This is a genomic window from Bradyrhizobium sp. CB1717 (genome assembly GCF_029714325.1).
Taxonomy (GTDB): domain Bacteria; phylum Pseudomonadota; class Alphaproteobacteria; order Rhizobiales; family Xanthobacteraceae; genus Bradyrhizobium.
Genome location: NZ_CP121666.1, coordinates 5,547,747 through 5,564,339, shown reverse-complemented (window position 1 = coordinate 5,564,339; position 16,593 = coordinate 5,547,747). Strand labels below are relative to the sequence as shown.

20 protein-coding genes are annotated in these 16,593 nt (G+C 65.7%); 13 read left to right on the top strand and 7 right to left on the bottom strand.

From position 1 onward, the window contains the following. The first annotated feature begins 6 nt into the window (after nt 1-6). The 3 genes from QA649_RS26540 (at nt 7) to QA649_RS26530 (ending at nt 2,109) form a co-directional block, all read left to right on the top strand. Complete coding sequence (locus tag QA649_RS26540; protein WP_283019772.1) at nt 7-927, top strand: hypothetical protein; 921 nt, start codon at nt 7-9, stop codon at nt 925-927. Nucleotides 928-1,033: 106 nt separating this feature from the next. Continuing rightward, the gene (locus tag QA649_RS26535; protein WP_283019771.1) at nt 1,034-1,630 is read left to right on the top strand and encodes a TetR/AcrR family transcriptional regulator; all 597 of its coding nucleotides are present in this window, start codon (nt 1,034-1,036) and stop codon (nt 1,628-1,630) included. 11 nt (nt 1,631-1,641) lie between these two features. Continuing rightward, the gene (locus QA649_RS26530) at nt 1,642-2,109 is read left to right on the top strand and encodes a PaaI family thioesterase (protein WP_283019770.1); all 468 of its coding nucleotides are present in this window, start codon (nt 1,642-1,644) and stop codon (nt 2,107-2,109) included. Nucleotides 2,110-2,225: 116 nt separating this feature from the next. On the opposite strand, the gene rplI is transcribed toward QA649_RS26530, so the two are convergent. The 4 genes from rplI to rpsF all read right to left on the bottom strand — a co-directional run bounded on the left by rplI (nt 2,226) and on the right by rpsF (nt 4,724). Then, entirely contained in the window at nt 2,226-2,825 is a 600-nt protein-coding gene (gene rplI, locus QA649_RS26525) for a 50S ribosomal protein L9 (RefSeq protein ID WP_018645361.1), read from the bottom strand. 47 nt (nt 2,826-2,872) lie between these two features. Beyond that, the gene (locus tag QA649_RS26520) at nt 2,873-3,850 is read right to left on the bottom strand and encodes a DUF2232 domain-containing protein (RefSeq protein WP_283019769.1); all 978 of its coding nucleotides are present in this window, start codon (nt 3,848-3,850) and stop codon (nt 2,873-2,875) included. A 131-nt stretch (nt 3,851-3,981) separates the two neighbouring features. After that, complete coding sequence (rpsR, locus tag QA649_RS26515) at nt 3,982-4,221, bottom strand: 30S ribosomal protein S18 (RefSeq protein WP_007592020.1); 240 nt, start codon at nt 4,219-4,221, stop codon at nt 3,982-3,984. A 5-nt stretch (nt 4,222-4,226) separates the two neighbouring features. After that, a complete protein-coding gene (rpsF, locus tag QA649_RS26510) occupies nt 4,227-4,724 on the bottom strand; it encodes a 30S ribosomal protein S6 (protein WP_020607995.1) in 498 nt (165 codons plus the stop codon). Nucleotides 4,725-5,066: 342 nt separating this feature from the next. Between rpsF and QA649_RS26505 the strand changes: the two genes are divergently transcribed. From QA649_RS26505 to gmk, 9 genes are all read left to right on the top strand, one after another. After that, on the top strand, nt 5,067-5,771 hold the full coding sequence (locus QA649_RS26505; protein WP_283019768.1) for a TetR/AcrR family transcriptional regulator C-terminal domain-containing protein: 705 nt from the start codon (nt 5,067-5,069) through the stop codon (nt 5,769-5,771). A gap of 3 nt (nt 5,772-5,774) precedes the next feature. Then, nucleotides 5,775-6,800: a fatty acid desaturase family protein gene (locus tag QA649_RS26500; protein WP_283019767.1), complete on the top strand. Its 1,026-nt coding sequence runs from the start codon at nt 5,775-5,777 to the stop codon at nt 6,798-6,800. A gap of 173 nt (nt 6,801-6,973) precedes the next feature. Then, nucleotides 6,974-7,933 (top strand): ACP S-malonyltransferase, encoded by a 960-nt coding sequence (gene fabD, locus QA649_RS26495; protein ID WP_283019766.1) that lies wholly within the window; start codon nt 6,974-6,976, stop codon nt 7,931-7,933. A 12-nt stretch (nt 7,934-7,945) separates the two neighbouring features. Continuing rightward, nucleotides 7,946-8,683: a 3-oxoacyl-[acyl-carrier-protein] reductase gene (gene fabG, locus QA649_RS26490; RefSeq protein WP_211403045.1), complete on the top strand. Its 738-nt coding sequence runs from the start codon at nt 7,946-7,948 to the stop codon at nt 8,681-8,683. A gap of 315 nt (nt 8,684-8,998) precedes the next feature. After that, nucleotides 8,999-9,238, top strand: a complete 240-nt coding sequence (locus tag QA649_RS26485; RefSeq protein ID WP_008130699.1) for an acyl carrier protein — start codon at nt 8,999-9,001, stop codon at nt 9,236-9,238. A gap of 109 nt (nt 9,239-9,347) precedes the next feature. After that, a complete protein-coding gene (gene fabF, locus QA649_RS26480) occupies nt 9,348-10,613 on the top strand; it encodes a beta-ketoacyl-ACP synthase II (RefSeq protein ID WP_283019765.1) in 1,266 nt (421 codons plus the stop codon). Nucleotides 10,614-10,738: 125 nt separating this feature from the next. Further along, entirely contained in the window at nt 10,739-12,019 is a 1,281-nt protein-coding gene (gene mltG / locus QA649_RS26475; RefSeq protein ID WP_283019764.1) for an endolytic transglycosylase MltG, read from the top strand. 113 nt (nt 12,020-12,132) lie between these two features. Further along, nucleotides 12,133-13,020 (top strand): YicC/YloC family endoribonuclease, encoded by an 888-nt coding sequence (locus tag QA649_RS26470; protein ID WP_283019763.1) that lies wholly within the window; start codon nt 12,133-12,135, stop codon nt 13,018-13,020. 3 nt (nt 13,021-13,023) lie between these two features. Further along, nucleotides 13,024-13,683, top strand: a complete 660-nt coding sequence (gene gmk, locus QA649_RS26465; RefSeq protein WP_260384276.1) for a guanylate kinase — start codon at nt 13,024-13,026, stop codon at nt 13,681-13,683. Here the strand turns inward: gmk and QA649_RS26460 are convergent. Continuing rightward, the gene (locus QA649_RS26460; RefSeq protein WP_283019762.1) at nt 13,616-14,806 is read right to left on the bottom strand and encodes a hypothetical protein; all 1,191 of its coding nucleotides are present in this window, start codon (nt 14,804-14,806) and stop codon (nt 13,616-13,618) included. The two genes, gmk and QA649_RS26460, sit on opposite strands and share 68 nt — an antisense overlap. Nucleotides 14,807-15,834: 1,028 nt before the next feature. Here QA649_RS26460 and QA649_RS26455 point away from each other — a divergent pair. Then, on the top strand, nt 15,835-16,002 hold the full coding sequence (locus QA649_RS26455; protein WP_283019761.1) for a hypothetical protein: 168 nt from the start codon (nt 15,835-15,837) through the stop codon (nt 16,000-16,002). A 16-nt stretch (nt 16,003-16,018) separates the two neighbouring features. On the opposite strand, the gene QA649_RS26450 is transcribed toward QA649_RS26455, so the two are convergent. Both QA649_RS26450 and QA649_RS26445 read right to left on the bottom strand, forming a co-directional pair. Then, nucleotides 16,019-16,255 (bottom strand): hypothetical protein, encoded by a 237-nt coding sequence (locus tag QA649_RS26450; protein WP_283019760.1) that lies wholly within the window; start codon nt 16,253-16,255, stop codon nt 16,019-16,021. A 56-nt stretch (nt 16,256-16,311) separates the two neighbouring features. Beyond that, the gene (locus tag QA649_RS26445) at nt 16,312-16,488 is read right to left on the bottom strand and encodes a hypothetical protein (protein WP_283019759.1); all 177 of its coding nucleotides are present in this window, start codon (nt 16,486-16,488) and stop codon (nt 16,312-16,314) included. Between the last annotated feature and the right edge of the window lie 105 nt (nt 16,489-16,593).

The following is a 16,593-nucleotide window of genomic DNA, read 5'->3' as shown; positions in this document are numbered from 1 at the left end:
ATGGGAATGTCGAGCCGAGCGCTTAGCCTCGCGACGGTATTGCTTCTGATCGGCTTCGGTGCGACCGATGCCGTCCTTGCGCAGGCGACGAACCTCGAGGCCGGCAAGACCCCGTCCCAGCTCTTCGCGCAGACCTGCAATGCCTGCCACAAGAGCCCGCGCGGGCTGCTGAAGTCCGTGGCGCCGGGCTCGCTGCCGGGCTTCCTGCGCCAGCACTACACCACGAGCCCGGACATGGCGGGCGTCCTCGCCTCCTATCTCGTCTCCAACGGTGCCACCGACACTCGCTACCAGGCCAAGGACGGCAAGAGGGACGGTGCCAAGGAGAAGGAAGCCGCCACGGCACCAGGCCAGACGCCCGAACATCAGGGCCGCCGTCAGCGCTCCCAGGAGGCCGCCACGCCGGAGGGCGAGGGCGCAACTCCACCCGCTGAGGGGCGCCAGAAGCGTGCCGCGCGGCCTGCCGAGGAGGGTGCCAAGCCCGAGAGCCAGCCGGCGCCAGAGGGACGGAAGGCTAAGCGTCGCGGCAAGCCCGGGACCGAAGACGCAGCGAAGGTCGATGCCGCTGCGCCGGCCACTGAAGACAAGAAGAGCGAGCCAAAGGCGGACGCCAAGCCCGAGACTGCGAAGGTGGACTCCGGTGAAGCCAAGTCCGACAGCAAGCCCGCCGAGGCCAAGCCTGATACCGCCAAGGTCGAGCCGCGCGATCCGGTGCCGCAGGTGACTCCGGCTCCGCCGGCCGCCGCAAAGCCCGCCGAGCCGGCCGCGCCCAAGGCGGCGGAAGAGGCGGCTCCCAAGCCGGCTGCGCCTGCCGCAAGCTCCGAACCGGCGGCCAGGCCGCAGGAGCCGGCGCCCGCGACCGCGACCGCTGTGGCCCCGCCGGCGGTGGAATCCTCCGGCCCGCCGACCCCGCCGATCTCGCGGTAAGCCCCACATCCTGCGATCAACTTGCGAAGGCCGCGTCATCGCGGCCTTCGCGTCGTCTTGACCGCAATTGGAGCAATACTCTAGAGTGTTGCTCCAGGAGGAGTCGATGACGGCCAGCGTGCGTGACGATCTGTTGGCGGCGGGGCTCGCCGTGTTCGATCGCGTCGGTTTTGACGGCGCGACGGTGGCGGCGATCCGCAGCAAAGCGCGCGCCTCCAACGGCAGCTTCTTTCACGCGTTCAGCTCGAAGAAGGAACTGGCCGGCGCGCTGTTCCTCGAGGTGCTAAGGCACTATCACGCCGCGGTGCTGGCGGCGCTCGACCCTGTTCCCGATGCCGAGCAGGGCATCGATCGCCTGATCCGCGCGCACCTCGACTGGGTCGTCACCAGCCGGCGCGAGGCGCGCTATCTCTTCGAGATCTCGCGCAACGACTGGGGCGAGGACGTCCGCGATGCCCAGCGCGCGCAGAATGCGCGGCTTGCCGAGGGCATCGAGCGCTGGCGCGCGCCGCTGGTCACAAATGGCGAGCTTCTGCCGATGACGCCGGTGATGTTCGTCAGCCAGCTGATCGGCCCGGCGCAGATTTTTTGCCGCGCCTTTCTGTCGGGGCGTGATCGCGCCGATCCACGTAGCGAAGCCGACACGCTGATTGCCTGTGCCAACCGCGCGCTGCGCCCGTCCGATCGTATCAAGAAGCAATAAGGAGAGGCCTCATGCGAACCGAAGCAGATCCCGACTTTGCGCCGATCGCCGAACGCATCCACGCCAATGTCGGCCAGCAGGGCTTTATGAACCTGGTCGGCGCCGAATTGGCGGATCTGTCGCGCGGCACATGCACCATCGCGGTTGAGCGGCGGCCGGAGCTGCTGCAGCAGCACGGCTTCTTCCACGGCGGCGTCACCGCCTTCCTGGTCGACAATGCCACGACGATCGCGGCGGCCGCCTCGTGCGGCCAGCCGGCGCTGACGGCGGAATACAAGCTCAATTTGTTGTCGCCCGCGGTCGGCGACAAGCTCATCTGCCGGGCCAGGGTGATCAAGCCGGGCCGCCAGGTCTCGGTCGTCGCCGCCGACGTGTACTGCGTCAGCGATGGTGTGGAGAAGCATACGGCAACCGCACTCGCCTCGATCGCGATGCTGAGCGAGGACGTCGGCGCGAAAACGAAAAGCCCGGCCGCCTGAGGCGACCGGGCTGACTTTCTATGGTCGTCATTCCGGGGCTCGCGAAGCGAGAATCCGGAATCTCGAGATTCCGGGTTCGGTCCTGCGGACCGCCCCGGAATGACGAACTGACTTGCTTACTTCTCTTCTGCAGCCGGGGCCGGCTCGACTTCGTCGTGCTGGGCTTCCGGATCGAAGAACTCGCCAGCGGCGGCGATCGCCTCGGCGGCCGCGTCGCGGTCCTCGTTGCGGGTCGAGATGTCCTCGCCGCGGTTGATGCGCTCGGCCTCATCCTGGCTGCGCGCAACCGTGACGGTGACCTCGACCTCGACCTCGGGGTGAACGGCGACGGTGATGCTGTGCTTGCCGATGGTCTTGATCGGCGCGTCGAGCTGCACCTGCGGACGGGCGAGCGACACGCCGTCGGCTTCGAACGCGACGACGACGTCACGCACCGTGACCGAGCCGAACAGCTGGCCGGCTTCGGAGGCCTGGCGGATCACGATGATGTTCTTGCCTTCGATCTTCTCGGCGACCTTGGACGCTTCGGCCTTGGAGGCGAGGTTGCGCGCCTCGAGATCGGCCTTCATGCCGTCATACTTGGCACGGTTGTCGGCGGTGGCGCGCAGCGCCTTGCCGCGCTTGAGCAGGAAATTGCGGGCATAGCCGTCGCGAACCTTCACGACTTCGCCCATCTGGCCGAGCTTGTTGACGCGTTCCAGCAAAATGACTTCCATATTCGTTCTCCTTTGAAGTGCTCTGGGTTTCAGTTTCAGGGTTGGACTTAAGGGGTTGGCAGCGGCGGCGGCTGCCGGTTGCGCAGGAAGCGCTCGCGGAAGCCGAACACGGCGTCCGCAAGACCGAGGATCACCATCGCGATGACGGGCCACCCGAACACGACCACGACGGCATAGGCCGAGCCGAGCCAGAAGGTGCGGCTCTTCAGCGCCAGCGTCAGCGTATGCAGCACGGCAAAGCCGGTGAGTGCGTAGCCCATCATCAACGCCGCCGTGGTGATCTGCGCGACGATCGCGAGCAGCCCACCGGTGAAGCAGAAGGCGAGCGCGACGCAGAGCGCCACCAGTGTCATCGGCGGCAACTCCGCCGTCTTCAGATCCGGCCAGGGACGGCGCAGCCGGCCCGATGTCGCCGTCACCTTGGCACTGAGCCAGAGGTTGAGGGTGAGCGTCATCATCGCGACGATGGTCGCGGCAGCCGGCGCGATGCGCACCAGCGCGTCGACGAGCTGGCTGGCCTCGGCGGAGGTCTGGGGATCGGTGGAGCGGAGGATGCGCAGCAGGCCGCGCTGCAATGTGCCGGTGATGGTCTCGGCGTCGGTGCCGAGCGTGAGCAGGGCCGCGATCGTGGTCAGCGTGGCGAAGCCGGCGATCCACAGCAGCAGACGTCCAACCGGATACCACTCGAGTTCGGGCTCGACTGGCGGCTCGGTAGCCGAGGCGGGTGCAGCGACCGATACTTGCCGGCTGAGCAGAATGAGATGCCCGAGCCACCAGGCCGGCAGCGCGACAGTGACGGCGAAAGCGATGCAGTAGGGCAGGCCGAACAGGGCGCCGAGGCCGATCGCGGCCGTGATGCCGCCAAGGCTCGCGCAGAGCGGTCCCCAGCCGATCGAGGCGACCATCAAAGGCAGCGGTGCGAGATAGAACAGGACGAGCGAGATCAGCGCGCCCGAAACGATCGAGGCGAACATCAGGGCCGACGCAGCGCCGGCGATCAGGGCTATCAGTCCAAAGGCCATCATCAGCTGTCCCGCTCCCTTCGAGCGGTTAGAGGCGTCCTGCCCCAACCATCGGCGACCGGATGACCCGGAAGCCTTATGAGTTCGAAAAAGTGGCAACCGGCGGCGCTATGGCCGCCGGTCGAATTGGTCGATCAGCGAATGACGTAGGGCAGCAGGCCCAGGAACCGCGCGCGCTTGATGGCGCGGGCGAGCTCACGCTGCTTCTTCGCGGACACCGCGGTGATGCGGCTCGGCACGATCTTGCCGCGCTCGGAGACGTAGCGCATCAGCAGCTTGGAGTCCTTGTAGTCGATCTTCGGAGCATTGGCGCCCGTGAACGGGCAGCTCTTGCGACGACGGAAAAACGGACGGCGTGCACCAGCTTCAGCCATTGATCTTACTCCCCATCCGTCGTGGTTTCAGCTTCTTCGCGCGGACGGCGCGGACCGCGATCACCGCGGAAGCCACCGTCGCGATCGCCGCCACGGAAACCGCCCTCGCGGTCGCCACGGAAGCCGCCTTCACGCTCGCCGCGGAAGCCGCCGCCACGGTCGTCACGCTCGCGATCGCGGTCGGCCTTGCGCATCATCGCGGACGGGCCTTCCTCGAGTTCCTCGACGCGGACGCTGAGATAGCGGATCACGTCTTCGCTGATGCGCTCCTGGCGCTCGATCTCGGCGATCGCCGCGGACGGCGCGTCGATGTTGAGCAGCACGAAGTGCGCCTTGCGGTTCTTGTTCATGCGGTAGGTGAGGGAGCGCACGCCCCAATTCTCGGTCTTGGTGACCTTGCCGCCGAGACCCTCGACGATGCCGGTCATCTGCGCAGTCAGCTCTTCGACCTGCTGCGGGCTCGCGTCCTGACGCGCGAGAAAAACATGCTCATAGAGAGCCATGGTGGTCCTTTCCTCATGTTGGCGCATCGCCCGGCGTCAAGCCCTTAAGAGACCTTCGGAAAGGACTCTGGGATGAAGCTCAGAAGGCGGAAACACGGGACGACGGGCCGACTGGCCCTGCCACACCAAAATCACGAATGATTTGCTGAGACCGTCCGTTCAGCTCCCGGCCGGGGTCTGCGGATGCGCGCCTTATACGGATTTTGGCCGGCTTTGCAAGGTTGGGGGCCAGGTCTTGGCCCGGGTCGCCGGTGCCGGACCGGGGATCGGTCCTCTTATACCACATCTAGCTTGATCTATTTGTTTGTATAGCATACAAAGAATTAGAGCGAGAGAGCCCCCATGGCGGAAAAGTCGGTCCATGAGCCGTTTGAGGCGGCTGGCGACCCCAAGCATGCGGCGCGTGCCACCCGTTCGGCCGGCCGCAAGATGCGCTCACTGCTGCTGGATGCGGCAAGCCCGCTGTTCCGGGAGCGGGGATTGTCGGGCGCCTCGATCACCGACATCGTGGCCGCGGCGAACGCATTCCCGAGCCAGATCACCTATTATTTCCGCACCAAGGAGGCGCTGTTCGTCGAATGCGCCTGCCGCGACCTCCTCTACCTGGCCCGTGCGACCGAGCAGGCTGCGCTGAAGGCGCGCACGCCGCGCGAGTACACCCATGCGCTGGCGGAAACGGTGACGGCGAGTGATTCGGTCGCCTTCTTCGCGGAGGCGCTCACCCTGACACGTCGGCGCCAGGATCTGGCGCCGCTGGTCGAGCGCACCATCGAGCGCCTGCACGCCGAGGGCGCGCGGGCCTATGCCAGCCAGGTCGCACGGCATGGCTGGCGCTCCCTGCGCGCGCCCGACGAAAGCTCGCGGCGGTTCTGGGCCGTCGCGATCGGCGTCATTCTCGAAGGCTACGCCATGGGCCGTTCGCCGGACGAGCTCTGCGCCGAGATGCTGCGCGTTCTTGGCGAGCAGGCGAAGTCTACCGGCGAGGCCGCGCGGCTGCGCCTTGTCGACGACCGCGATGCATCGACCCCTTCGGACGAGGAGAGCTAGGCCATGACCGCGCTTCGCATGCGTGCCCGTGATTTCCTGACCGACGATCAACTGGCCGACGTGCGCCAGCGCGTGACCTGGAAGGGCGTCGCGCTGATCGCTCATGCCTGGGCGCTGATCATCGGCGCGATTGCGCTGGTCGCGTGGTGGCCAAATCCGCTGACGTATGTCCTAGCCGTTGCCATCATCGGCTCGCGCCAGCTTGGCCTTGCGATCCTCATGCATGATGGCGCCCACGGCTGCCTGTCCGCCGACGAGAACACCAATCTGACGCTGAGCCAATGGTTCTGCGCCTATCCCATCTTCGCGGAGACGCGCGCCTATCGCCGCTATCATCTGCAGCATCACGCGCGCACCCAGCAGGAGGACGATCCCGATCTCGTGCTGTCCGCGCCCTTTCCGATCACGAAGCTGAGCTATCGCCGCAAGTTCATGCGCGACATCACCGGGCAGACCGGCTACCAGCAGCGCAAGGCGCAATTGCTCAATGCGCTCGGCCCGAAGGACTGGCCGTGGCGGCAGCGTCTGGTGCATTTCTGGGACAAGCTCGGTCCGCAATGCATCGTCAATGGCATGATGTTCGCAGGTCTCGCGGCAGCCGGCGTATGGTGGGCCTATCCGCTGCTATGGCTGGTGCCGCTGCTGACCTGGATGATGGTCATCACCCGCATCCGCAACATCGCCGAGCATGCCGTCGTCCCTGATAGCAGCGATCCACTGCGCAATACCCGCACGACGCATGCGAATTTTCTCGAGCGGCTGTTCATCGCGCCGTATTACGTGAACTACCACCTCGAGCATCATCTGTTGTTCTACGTGCCCTGCTACAACCTGCCGAGGGTGCATCGGCTTCTCAGTGAGAGCCGCCATGCCGGTCGCATGGAGGTGCAGCCGAATTATGCCGCCGTGCTGCGGCTTGCCACGGCCAAGCCGAACCGCGACGACCGGCCGGGACAACTGGTGAGCAGCGTGCGCCGCGCGCGGACCGGCGCCGAGGTCGGTGCGGATCAGAAGGCGGGCGGGTTTTGAGGGACCGCATTCCCGGTTGAATGCCCGTCGAACTTCCCTTCTTGGCTTGACATTCCAGCCTCGGACGGTGTCTACGGCCCCCTTTGGAGCATGATCGGGAACCAAGGCTTGGGCCGGACGTAGTCGGCTGCCGGCTCTCGATACAACGGCTCAAGCGATCCAGGGGAGCGCCGATGACGGCAGCATTCACATTTCCGGGGCAGGGGTCCCAGGCCGTCGGTATGGGCAAGGCCCTGGCCGACGCCTTTCCGGTGGCACGCGCCGTGTTCGACGAGGTCGATGCCGCGCTTGGGGAGAAGCTCACGGCCACCATCTGGGATGGTCCGGCCGAGACCCTCCAGCTCACCGAGAACGCCCAGCCGGCGCTGATGGCGGTTTCCATCGCCACCCTGCGCGTGCTGGAGGCTGAAGCCGGCTTTTCCGTGGGGCGGGACGCAGCCTTCGTCGCCGGTCACTCGCTCGGCGAATATTCGGCGCTGGCCGCGGCCGGCAGTCTGACCATCTCGGACACCGCGCGGTTGCTTCGCACCCGCGGTCTCGCAATGCAAAAAGCCGTGCCGGTTGGCGCCGGTGCGATGGCCGCGCTGCTCGGCCTCGACTACGAGGCCGCCATGGAGGTCGCGGGCGAGGCGGCGCAGGACCAGGTCTGCCAGGCCGCCAATGACAATGGCGGCGGGCAGGTGGTGGTCTCCGGCGACAAGGCGGCGGTCGATCGCGCCGTCGAGATCGCCAAGACCAAGGGCGCCAAGCGCGCCATGCTGCTGCCGGTGTCCGCGCCGTTCCATTGCAAATTGATGCAGCCGGCGGCCGACGCTATGGCGGAGGCGCTGGCGAAGGTCACGATCAAGGCGCCGGCCGCGCCGCTGGTGTCGAACGTGCTGGCGAGCGCCATCACTGATCCGGACGAGATTCGCCGCCGCCTGGTCGAGCAGGTCACCGGCACGGTGCGCTGGCGCGAGTCGGTTGCCTATATGGCAGGGCAGGGCGTGACCCGTTTCTTCGAGATCGGCGCGGGCAAGGTGCTGACGGGACTGGTCAAGCGTATCGCCGACGGTGCCGTCGGCGTTGCCGTGGGCGGACCGAACGACATTGCCGCCGCCAAGGATGCATTGGCCGCTGCGAAGCAGGCCTGAAGGAGCTTATCGATGTTCGATCTGACTGGCCGAAAGGCGCTCGTCACCGGCGCGACCGGTGGCATCGGCGGCGCAATCGCGCAGGCGCTGCATGCGCAGGGCGCCACCGTCGCCATCTCGGGGACGCGCAAGGAGGTGCTGGATGAGCTTGCCGGCAAGCTCGGCGAACGCGCTCACGTGCTGCCCTGCAATCTCTCCAAGGCCGACGAGGTCGAGGCGCTGGTGCCCGCCGCGGAAGCGGCGATGGGGCAGGTCGACATTCTCGTCGCCAATGCCGGCATCACGCGCGACAACCTCTTCGTGCAGCTTCGCGACGAGGACTGGGAGGAGGTCATCAACGTCAATCTGACCGCGACCTTCCGCCTGGCGCGCGCCGCCACCAAATTGATGATGCGCAAGCGCTTCGGCCGCATCATCGCGATCACCTCGGTGGTCGGCGTCACCGGCAATCCCGGGCAGGGCAACTATACTGCATCGAAGGCGGGCCTGATCGGCATGATCAAGACTCTAGGTGCCGAATATGCCAAGCGCGGCGTCACCGCGAACTGCATCGCGCCCGGCTTCATCAAGACGCCGATGACGGATGCGCTGAACGACAAGCAGCGCGAGACGATCCTGACCAAGGTTCCGGCTGCCCGTCTGGGGACGCCCGAGGACATTGCGGCGGCCGCCGTCTACCTGAGTTCGAACGAAGCAGCCTACGTCACCGGCCAGACCATCCACGTCAACGGCGGCATGGCCATGATCTGAAGCCCTCGTTCCGCACCGCCCACATGGGCGGCCCAGGATGCGGCAAACGGCCGTTTCCGGAGCGAAATGAGGCTTGTAGTCAAGGCTATTGAAGTATGATAACCGGACCTTCAACGGATGGGCAAAGAACGCCATTGCAGGTTTTTGAAACCCTGTATATTGGCGATGCGGAGCCTTGGCCGTCGTTCGCCGGGCCCTGCATCGGTTGAGATGGGGCCAAATCTAAAGTTCGTAAGCAAAGGCAAGTAACACGACCACGACGGCTCGTATCGTCCCGGGGGGTCGGGTCTACAGGGAACAACACGAGGTTAAGCAATGAGTGACATTGGCGAGCGGGTTAAGAAGATCGTGGTCGAACACCTTGGTGTTGAGCCCGAGAAGGTTGTCGACGCTGCGAGCTTCATCGACGACCTCGGCGCCGACAGTCTGGACACCGTCGAGTTGGTGATGGCGTTCGAAGAAGAATTCGGTTGCGAGATTCCGGACGACGCTGCGGAAACGATTCTCACCGTCGGCGACGCCACGAAGTTTCTCGAGAAGAACGCGAAGAGCTAAGGCTCTTCATTTTCGCGGGGACAACAGTTGAAACCGGACGGGCCGCTTCGCAGCGGCCAGCCGGTTTCTTGTTATTGGCCGTGAATCTTTCGATGCGGAGTTTTCGGATATGAGGCGGGTTGTCGTCACTGGTCTCGGCATGGTGTCGCCACTCGGCTGCGGCGTCGAGCCAACCTGGAAACGCATCCTCAACGGTGAGAGTGGTGCGCGAGCGATCGAGAGTTTCGACGTCTCCGATCTGCAGACCAAATACGCCTGCACTGTCCTGCGCGGCGACGGCACCAACGACACCTTCAATCCGGACAAGTGGATGGAGCCGAAGGACCAGCGCAAGGTCGACGACTTCATCATCTTCGGCATGGCTGCCGCGGGGCAGGCGCTCGACGACGCCAACTGGCATCCCGAGACCGAAGAGGACAAGTGCGCGACCGGCACCATGATCGGATCGGGCATCGGCGGCCTCAACGGCATCGCCGACACCGCGATCCTCCTGAAGGAGCGGGGACCGCGCCGGGTGTCGCCGTTCTTCATTCCGGGCCGCCTGATCAATCTCGCCTCGGGCTACGTTTCGATCGCGCACGGGCTGAAGGGACCGAACCATTCGGTGGTCACGGCCTGCTCGACCGGTGCGCATGCGGTCGGCGATGCCGCCCGCCTGATCGCGCTCGGCGATGCCGACGTCATGGTCGCCGGTGGCGCCGAATCGCCGATCAGCCGCATCGGCATTGCCGGCTTCAACGCCGCGCGCGCGCTCTCGACCGGCTTCAACGAGACGCCGGAGAAGGCCTCGCGTCCCTACGACAAGGACCGCGACGGCTTCGTGATGGGCGAGGGCGCCGGCGTCCTGGTGCTCGAGGAGCTCGAGCACGCGCAACGTCGCGGCGCCAGGATCTACGCCGAAGTGATCGGCTACGGTCTGTCGGGCGATGCCTATCACATCACGTCGCCGTCGCCCGATGGCGATGGCGGTTTCCGCAGCATGTCGGCCGCGCTGAAGCGTGCCGGCCTGACGCCGTCCGATCTCGACTACATCAACGCGCACGGCACCTCGACGCCGCTTGGCGACGAGATCGAGCTCGGCGCGGTCGAGCGTCTGCTCGGCAATGCCGCTTCCAGGGTTGCGATGTCCTCGACCAAGTCGTCGACCGGCCATCTCCTCGGCGCGGCCGGCGCGATCGAGGCGATCTTCGCCATTCTCGCGATTCGCGATAATGTTGTGCCGCCGACCATCAACCTGGACAACCCGTCGGTCGAGACCGCGATCGATCTCGTGCCGCATAAGGCGAAGAAGCGCGAAGTTAATGTCGCGCTGTCGAACTCTTTTGGTTTTGGCGGCACCAATGCGTCGGTGATCGTCCGGCGCCTGGCCAGCTAGTTTGCGTTTGAAACAAATCCACCGTTTTGCCGTATTCGGCGATAGTCATAGAAGTGGGCGCGTGCATTTGGCTGGGCAAGCGATTGTCAGGCCGCGATTGAACCGGCAGGATTCAGGTTGCTTCGATGAGTGAAAGGCCGCCCATTTCGCCCCGGAGCCCGCGGGCAGCGCTCGAGCCCGAACAGGTTCCGCCGCCGCCGAAGCGATCGGAGCGCGCGCGCAACCCCTTCGTGGTCGTCGGCAATGCCATCATCACCCTGCTGCTGATTGCCATGCTCGGTGCCGGCGGCGTGTATTATTACGGCCGGCAGGTGCTGGAAGCACCCGGGCCGCTGAGGGAAGACAAGATCGTCAACATCCCGCAGCGTGCCGGCAAGCGCGACATCGCCGAGACGTTGAACAAGGAAGGCGTGACCGACGTCAATCCGTGGGTGTTCATCGCCAGCGTCGCCGCGCTGAAGGCGAGCTCGGACCTCAAGCCGGGTGAGTATTCGTTCCAGAAGAACGCATCGCTGCGCGACGTCATCGCCACCATCGTCGAGGGCAAGGTGGTGCAGCATGCGGTGACGATCCCGGAAGGCCTGACCTCCGAGCAGATCGTGGCGCGGCTCTCCGACAACGACATCTTCACCGGCAGCGTGCGCGAGCTGCCGCGCGAGGGCACGCTGTTGCCCGAGACCTACAAATTCCCGCGCGGCACCACGCGCGAGCAGGTGATCCAGCGCATGCAGCAGGCGCACAAGCGCGTGCTGGCGGAGATCTGGGAACGCCGCAATCAGGATGTTCCGGTCAAGACTCCCGAGCAGCTAGTGACGCTGGCCTCGATCGTCGAGAAGGAGACCGGCAAGCCGGACGAGCGCAGCCGCGTTGCCGCGGTGTTCGTCAATCGCCTGAGGCAGAAGATCAAGCTGCAGTCCGATCCCACGATCATCTATGGCCTCGTCGGCGGCAAGGGCACGCTCGGCCGTCCGATCAAGCGCAGCGAGATCACGCAGCCTTCGCCCTACAACACCTATGTGATCGACGGCCTGCCGCCGGGCCCGATCTCCAATCCCGGCCGCGCCTCGCTGGAAGCGGCCGCCAACCCGGCCCGCACCCGCGACCTCTATTTCGTCGCCGACGGCACCGGCGGGCATGCCTTCACCGAGACCTACGACGCGCACCAGAAGAACGTCGCCAAGCTGCGCGCGATGGAGAAGCAGATCCAGAACGACACGGTCGAGCCGGCCGAGGATGCGCAGCCCCCGGCCGCCGCCGCGCCCGGCGCCGCCGATGCGCCCACCGCGACCACCCCCCGTCCCAATCAGCAGAAGAAGCCGCCGGCGACGCGCCCGGCCAATCCAGCCAATCCCGCACCGGCCCGGCAGGGCGCGGTGCAGTCCTCGCCGCCGGTGGTCCAGCGCTAGGCAGCGCAGACCTGCCTACGGGACTTTGCGGATTCCACTTTCCTGCAAAATAGTCTTAAGATTCGCGTGGCTTGATGCCTCGCGAATCCTTTCGTTCCGGAGAATCTGACCTGATGGCGCTGTCGTCCATGACCGGCTTTGCGAGATGCCACGGCGCGAGCGGGCCGTACACGTTCGAATGGGAATTGAAGTCGGTCAACGCCAAGGGCTTTGACCTCAGGGTGCGGCTGCCGCAGGGGTTCGATGAGCTCGAGGCCCATGCCAAGAAGCGCGCCGGCGAGCTGCTCTCGCGCGGCACGGTCTACGCCAATCTCAACGTCAAGCGCACCAATGCGGCCGCCACGGTCCGCGTCAACGAGGACGTGCTCAATGCGGTGCTGAAGGCCGCCGTGCTGATCTCCGGCAAGGTCGATGCCGTGGCGCCCAGCATCGACGGTCTGCTCGCCATCAAGGGTGTGGTCGAGGTCGCCGAGCCCGAGGGCGACGAGGAGGAGGACAAGGCGGCCCGTGCCGCTGCCGCAGAGGCCTTCGACAAGGCGCTCGACGAGCTCGTCGCGATGCGCAAGCGCGAGGGGACTTCGCTCGGCCAGATCCTGACCCAACGGGTCGACGAGATCGAGACGCTGGCGAAGAAGGCGGAAGGCTCGCCCGGCCGCAAGCCCGAGGCGATCAAGGCGAGGCTCGCCGAGCAGATTGCAACCCTGCTCGACACCTCCGACCGTTTCGATTCCGACCGCCTGATGCAGGAGGCGATCCTGATCGCGACCAGGGCCGACATCCGCGAGGAGCTCGACCGCATCGCCTCGCACGTCGCGCAGGCGCGCGAGCTGATCGGCAAGGGCGGCCCGATCGGGCGCAAGCTCGACTTCCTGGCGCAGGAGTTTCACCGCGAGGTCAACACCTGCTGCTCGAAGTCGAACGACATCGAGCTGACCAATACGGGACTCGCCATGAAGAACGTGGTCGAGCAGTTCCGCGAGCAGGTCCAGAATCTGGAGTGATCGATGACGACGGGCGGTCACGGAACTGACGGTGTCGAGCGGCGCGGCTTGATGTTCGTGCTGTCCTCGCCGTCGGGCGCGGGCAAGACGACACTGTCGCGTCTCCTGATCAAGCAGATGCCGGGCCTGCGAATGTCGGTGTCCGCGACCACGCGCGCGATGCGGCCGGGCGAGGTCGATGGGCGCGACTATCTGTTCGTCGACAAGGCCAGGTTCGACGCGATGGTGAAGGCCGACGAATTGCTGGAATGGGCGACGGTGTTCGACAACAGCTACGGCACGCCGCGCGCACCGGTCGAGGCGGCGCTGTCGTCGGGGCAGGACGTGCTGTTCGACATCGACTGGCAGGGCACGCAGCAGCTGCGCGAGAAGGCGCGTGCGGACGTCGTCAGCGTCTTCATCCTGCCCCCGTCAGCGGCCGACCTCGAGAAGCGGCTGCATTCGCGCGCGCAGGATTCCGACGAGGTGATCCGCAAGCGCATGAGCCGCGCCAGCCACGAGATGAGCCACTGGGCCGAGTACGACTACATCGTCATCAACCACAATGTTGATGAGGCCTTCGCCGAGGTGCAGTCGATCCTGAAGGCCGAACGGCTCAAGCGCGAGCGGCGGACGGGCCTCGTCGGCTTTGTGCGAGGGCTGCAAGCTCAGCTTCAGGGCTAGGCTGCGACAGTCGCGGCCCTTCCTTCAGCAGCCGTTCCAGCATCGTCGTGATGATGTCGATGTCGACCGCATCCTGACTCCGGTCACCACGCTGCTCAGCGGTAGTCTCGTTCGCAGCCAGTTGGGGCGCTCGGGTTTCGATCTCGAATTCGCGGTCGAACACCGGGATCTCGTCCGCATCGCGCTGCGCGGCCTCAGTAACGGCCGGCGGCTCGTGCGCTTCGATCACATCGATCCTGCGGTTGATCGCGGCAAGTTGCGCGGCCTGCGGACGCACGGCATCGAAGTCGATCGGGCGCGGCTGCCGCGCGCGCGGCGTGGGCGGCATCTCCTTGAGCCAGGGCGCGCGGTCCTGATTTCGGTGCTCCCGATCGTCCCAATTCACGCGGCGGTGTTCGCTCGCCTGGGCGCGGATGCGCCCGCCGGCGAAGCGGTAGATGACGCTGGCGAGGATGCCGGCGAGCGCCAGCGCGCCGCCGATGACGAGCAGCAGCATCTGGAGCGAGCCGGTCGGCTTGTCGACGCTGCTGTCTGCCGCGGCAAGTGCCACGGAAGGCGCGGATTTTGACGGCTTTGCGCTCGCCTGCGCGGCGGCAACCGCCGTCGGTGCCGGCTCCTGCGCGGGTGGGGTGGACGCTGCAGGGACATCGGGCCAGGGTGCGGCGCTTGCCGGTTGCTGCGCGTTGCCGTCCGTCGTCTGGTCGGAGGATTGTTGCGGCGGTGTCGCGGTTGCGGCTTGCGCAACCAGGGCCGGCGTCTTCACGGCCGCAGCACTCCGGGGCGTCGGATATTCGGCGCGTGCGTCCTGAACCGGATGCTGCTGTGGCGCCGGCGACTCTGCCAATGGCGTATCGCTTGTGGCCTGCGCAATCTGCACGGGCTTCGCGCTGTCCTTGCCGCCTTCGGCACGCAGATACCAGCATTGCCGCTTGGTGCCGCGCTCGACGCGATAGTGCCAGTGCTGCCCCTGCGGCGCGGAACCCTTCGGCGAGGCGAGGCAGTCGCTCGCGGCACCGGCGGTGCTCGATGCGCTCGGCGCGTTCTGCGACACGGCGGCGAGTGGTGCGCCGGCAATGATGCTGCCAACAAGCGCGGATACGAATTTCGCGGTTCGGTTGCCCATCCTGGTCTCCCGGTTACGCATTACGCAACTCTTAACCATCCCTTTCTCGTCAAAGAGTTGGGTGGCAATGAGCCGCAAATCCGGAGAGGATGTGGCTTGAATTGGGCCTGCGGCGCGTTCGTTCCGCCGCGCTGCCGACCTTTTTCGGCCAGACTTTTACGACGTCAGATCCAGGTTCCCGAGAAGCGGAAGGTCGCGGCAAGACCGCTTGCATGAGAGTTCCCCATGGCTTCGCGATCCCGCGGCAAGTCTTGCCCGAGGCTTGCTCTCGTTCATCGCCCGTTGGATGCCAAAGGGCGCAGGGAAGGCCGGGCGCCGGCTGGCACCCGCAGATCCGTGCGCTGCGAAAGATGCACACGGGGTGGATCACAGGTGATGCCGGTCGCTCGGCCTTCCCTGCGCGGATGGTTTTAACGGTGTCCTTCGTGCTCTCCCCGGGGAGCGATGCACTATTGCCCCCGTCGCCTTGCAGATGACTGATGCGCGCACCCGGTCGGGCCGCCACATCACCGCAAGCCTTGACGCACAGACCCCGGGCGTCAGGACCACACGACTTCTCCGTCCGCGGACGGCTTTGCCGGATCATCGGGGGCTGGCGCGTGCTCACCCAAGATGACCAACACAACCGCTGCAACTGCGCCGTGTCGTACCGCGTCGCGTGAGACTCACGGTCGCCCGCGCTGTCGTCACACGGATCGCGCCGACGCTGCCGCGTCCACCGCCACCCGGCCCGCATCTCGTGACGGTCGCGAACGCCCCTTTGGCAGGGCCGAGGTGAGGGGTGTATGCCATAAATCCGAAATTCGGGAAAGTGGAATATTTTCGCGAGGAGGGATTGACGGGTGTTTTGCCCGACGCCTCGCGAGGGGCCTGCCCAATCTCTCCCCTCATTGCCGGGCGCGGAAGCGCGAACTCGGAATCTGTCGTGCGGCAGAACGTGTCGTCCGACGGATTCCGACCCTTTGTGCTCCCGCACGCATAGAAACTTCTCACCCCTGCCGCCGTTGAATGGCGGCTGAGGAGATTTCATGCCGGTCAAGGATCAGATCAAGAATTTTGCCAAGAAGCTCATCGAGGACCAGCCCGACGCGGCGACGCTGCGTGATGGATTTCGGAGCTTGGCGGCGGGTGCCGAGAAAGATGGCGCCGGCCGACAAGCACGGTCACAAATACGGAGAGCGACCTTAGGTAAGTGATGAGCTTCGCAAGAGCTCAGCCTATCCTACGGACTTTCCACACGCGCGCCAGCATCAGCGCCAGAAGCCCGGGCACTGCGCTGACGAGACCGACCATCGCATAGGACTGCGCAAAGACACCTGTCTGCACAAAGACCTGTGCCGCGATGGCGAAGCAGATGGCGGCGAGAAGCAGGCAGGCGCAACCGACGATGATCGACAGATAGCGTATCGCAGCTGCGACCGGCCGTGCGGGGAATGCGGGATCGCTCATGCAAATGACACCGGCATTGATGACTGGAGGTTCCGGTTTCGACGTGCGCGGAGAGATCAGTCGCGTGCGCAGCAATCGACCAGTGCGCGCCAGATGCGTTTGACTTCGACGGTCCTCTCAAGCTCGAGGACGTGGTTCTCGCTCGCCTGGGACGATGTCCTCTCTTGGCGCGGTTCGCGCGGCGCGATCCAGCGCTCGGAGATGGGATCGTACCACTTGCCCAGATTGACCAATTCGTTTCTCCTCTTTTCGATCCCCCATGCGTGATCGTTCGTCCCACGCGCCCGCTACCGGTGTTTTGCGTGTTCTTCGGAGCAGGCGGCGCCTGCTCCTGTCAT

Excerpts from the sequence above, each read along its gene's own strand:
- QA649_RS26540 (WP_283019772.1), top strand. The coding sequence starts at position 7 with ATGTCGAGCCGAGCGCTTAGCCTCGCGACGGTATTGCTTCTGATCGGC.
- QA649_RS26535 (WP_283019771.1), top strand. The coding sequence starts at position 1,034 with ATGACGGCCAGCGTGCGTGACGATCTGTTGGCGGCGGGGCTCGCCGTG.
- QA649_RS26530 (WP_283019770.1), top strand. The coding sequence starts at position 1,642 with ATGCGAACCGAAGCAGATCCCGACTTTGCGCCGATCGCCGAACGCATC.
- rplI (WP_018645361.1), bottom strand. The coding sequence starts at position 2,825 with ATGGAAGTCATTTTGCTGGAACGCGTCAACAAGCTCGGCCAGATGGGC.
- QA649_RS26520 (WP_283019769.1), bottom strand. The coding sequence starts at position 3,850 with ATGATGGCCTTTGGACTGATAGCCCTGATCGCCGGCGCTGCGTCGGCC.
- rpsR (WP_007592020.1), bottom strand. The coding sequence starts at position 4,221 with ATGGCTGAAGCTGGTGCACGCCGTCCGTTTTTCCGTCGTCGCAAGAGC.
- rpsF (WP_020607995.1), bottom strand. The coding sequence starts at position 4,724 with ATGGCTCTCTATGAGCATGTTTTTCTCGCGCGTCAGGACGCGAGCCCG.
- QA649_RS26505 (WP_283019768.1), top strand. The coding sequence starts at position 5,067 with ATGGCGGAAAAGTCGGTCCATGAGCCGTTTGAGGCGGCTGGCGACCCC.
- QA649_RS26500 (WP_283019767.1), top strand. The coding sequence starts at position 5,775 with ATGACCGCGCTTCGCATGCGTGCCCGTGATTTCCTGACCGACGATCAA.
- fabD (WP_283019766.1), top strand. The coding sequence starts at position 6,974 with ATGACGGCAGCATTCACATTTCCGGGGCAGGGGTCCCAGGCCGTCGGT.
- fabG (WP_211403045.1), top strand. The coding sequence starts at position 7,946 with ATGTTCGATCTGACTGGCCGAAAGGCGCTCGTCACCGGCGCGACCGGT.
- QA649_RS26485 (WP_008130699.1), top strand. The coding sequence starts at position 8,999 with ATGAGTGACATTGGCGAGCGGGTTAAGAAGATCGTGGTCGAACACCTT.
- fabF (WP_283019765.1), top strand. The coding sequence starts at position 9,348 with ATGAGGCGGGTTGTCGTCACTGGTCTCGGCATGGTGTCGCCACTCGGC.
- mltG (WP_283019764.1), top strand. The coding sequence starts at position 10,739 with ATGAGTGAAAGGCCGCCCATTTCGCCCCGGAGCCCGCGGGCAGCGCTC.
- QA649_RS26470 (WP_283019763.1), top strand. The coding sequence starts at position 12,133 with ATGGCGCTGTCGTCCATGACCGGCTTTGCGAGATGCCACGGCGCGAGC.
- gmk (WP_260384276.1), top strand. The coding sequence starts at position 13,024 with ATGACGACGGGCGGTCACGGAACTGACGGTGTCGAGCGGCGCGGCTTG.
- QA649_RS26460 (WP_283019762.1), bottom strand. The coding sequence starts at position 14,806 with ATGGGCAACCGAACCGCGAAATTCGTATCCGCGCTTGTTGGCAGCATC.
- QA649_RS26455 (WP_283019761.1), top strand. The coding sequence starts at position 15,835 with ATGCCGGTCAAGGATCAGATCAAGAATTTTGCCAAGAAGCTCATCGAG.
- QA649_RS26450 (WP_283019760.1), bottom strand. The coding sequence starts at position 16,255 with ATGAGCGATCCCGCATTCCCCGCACGGCCGGTCGCAGCTGCGATACGC.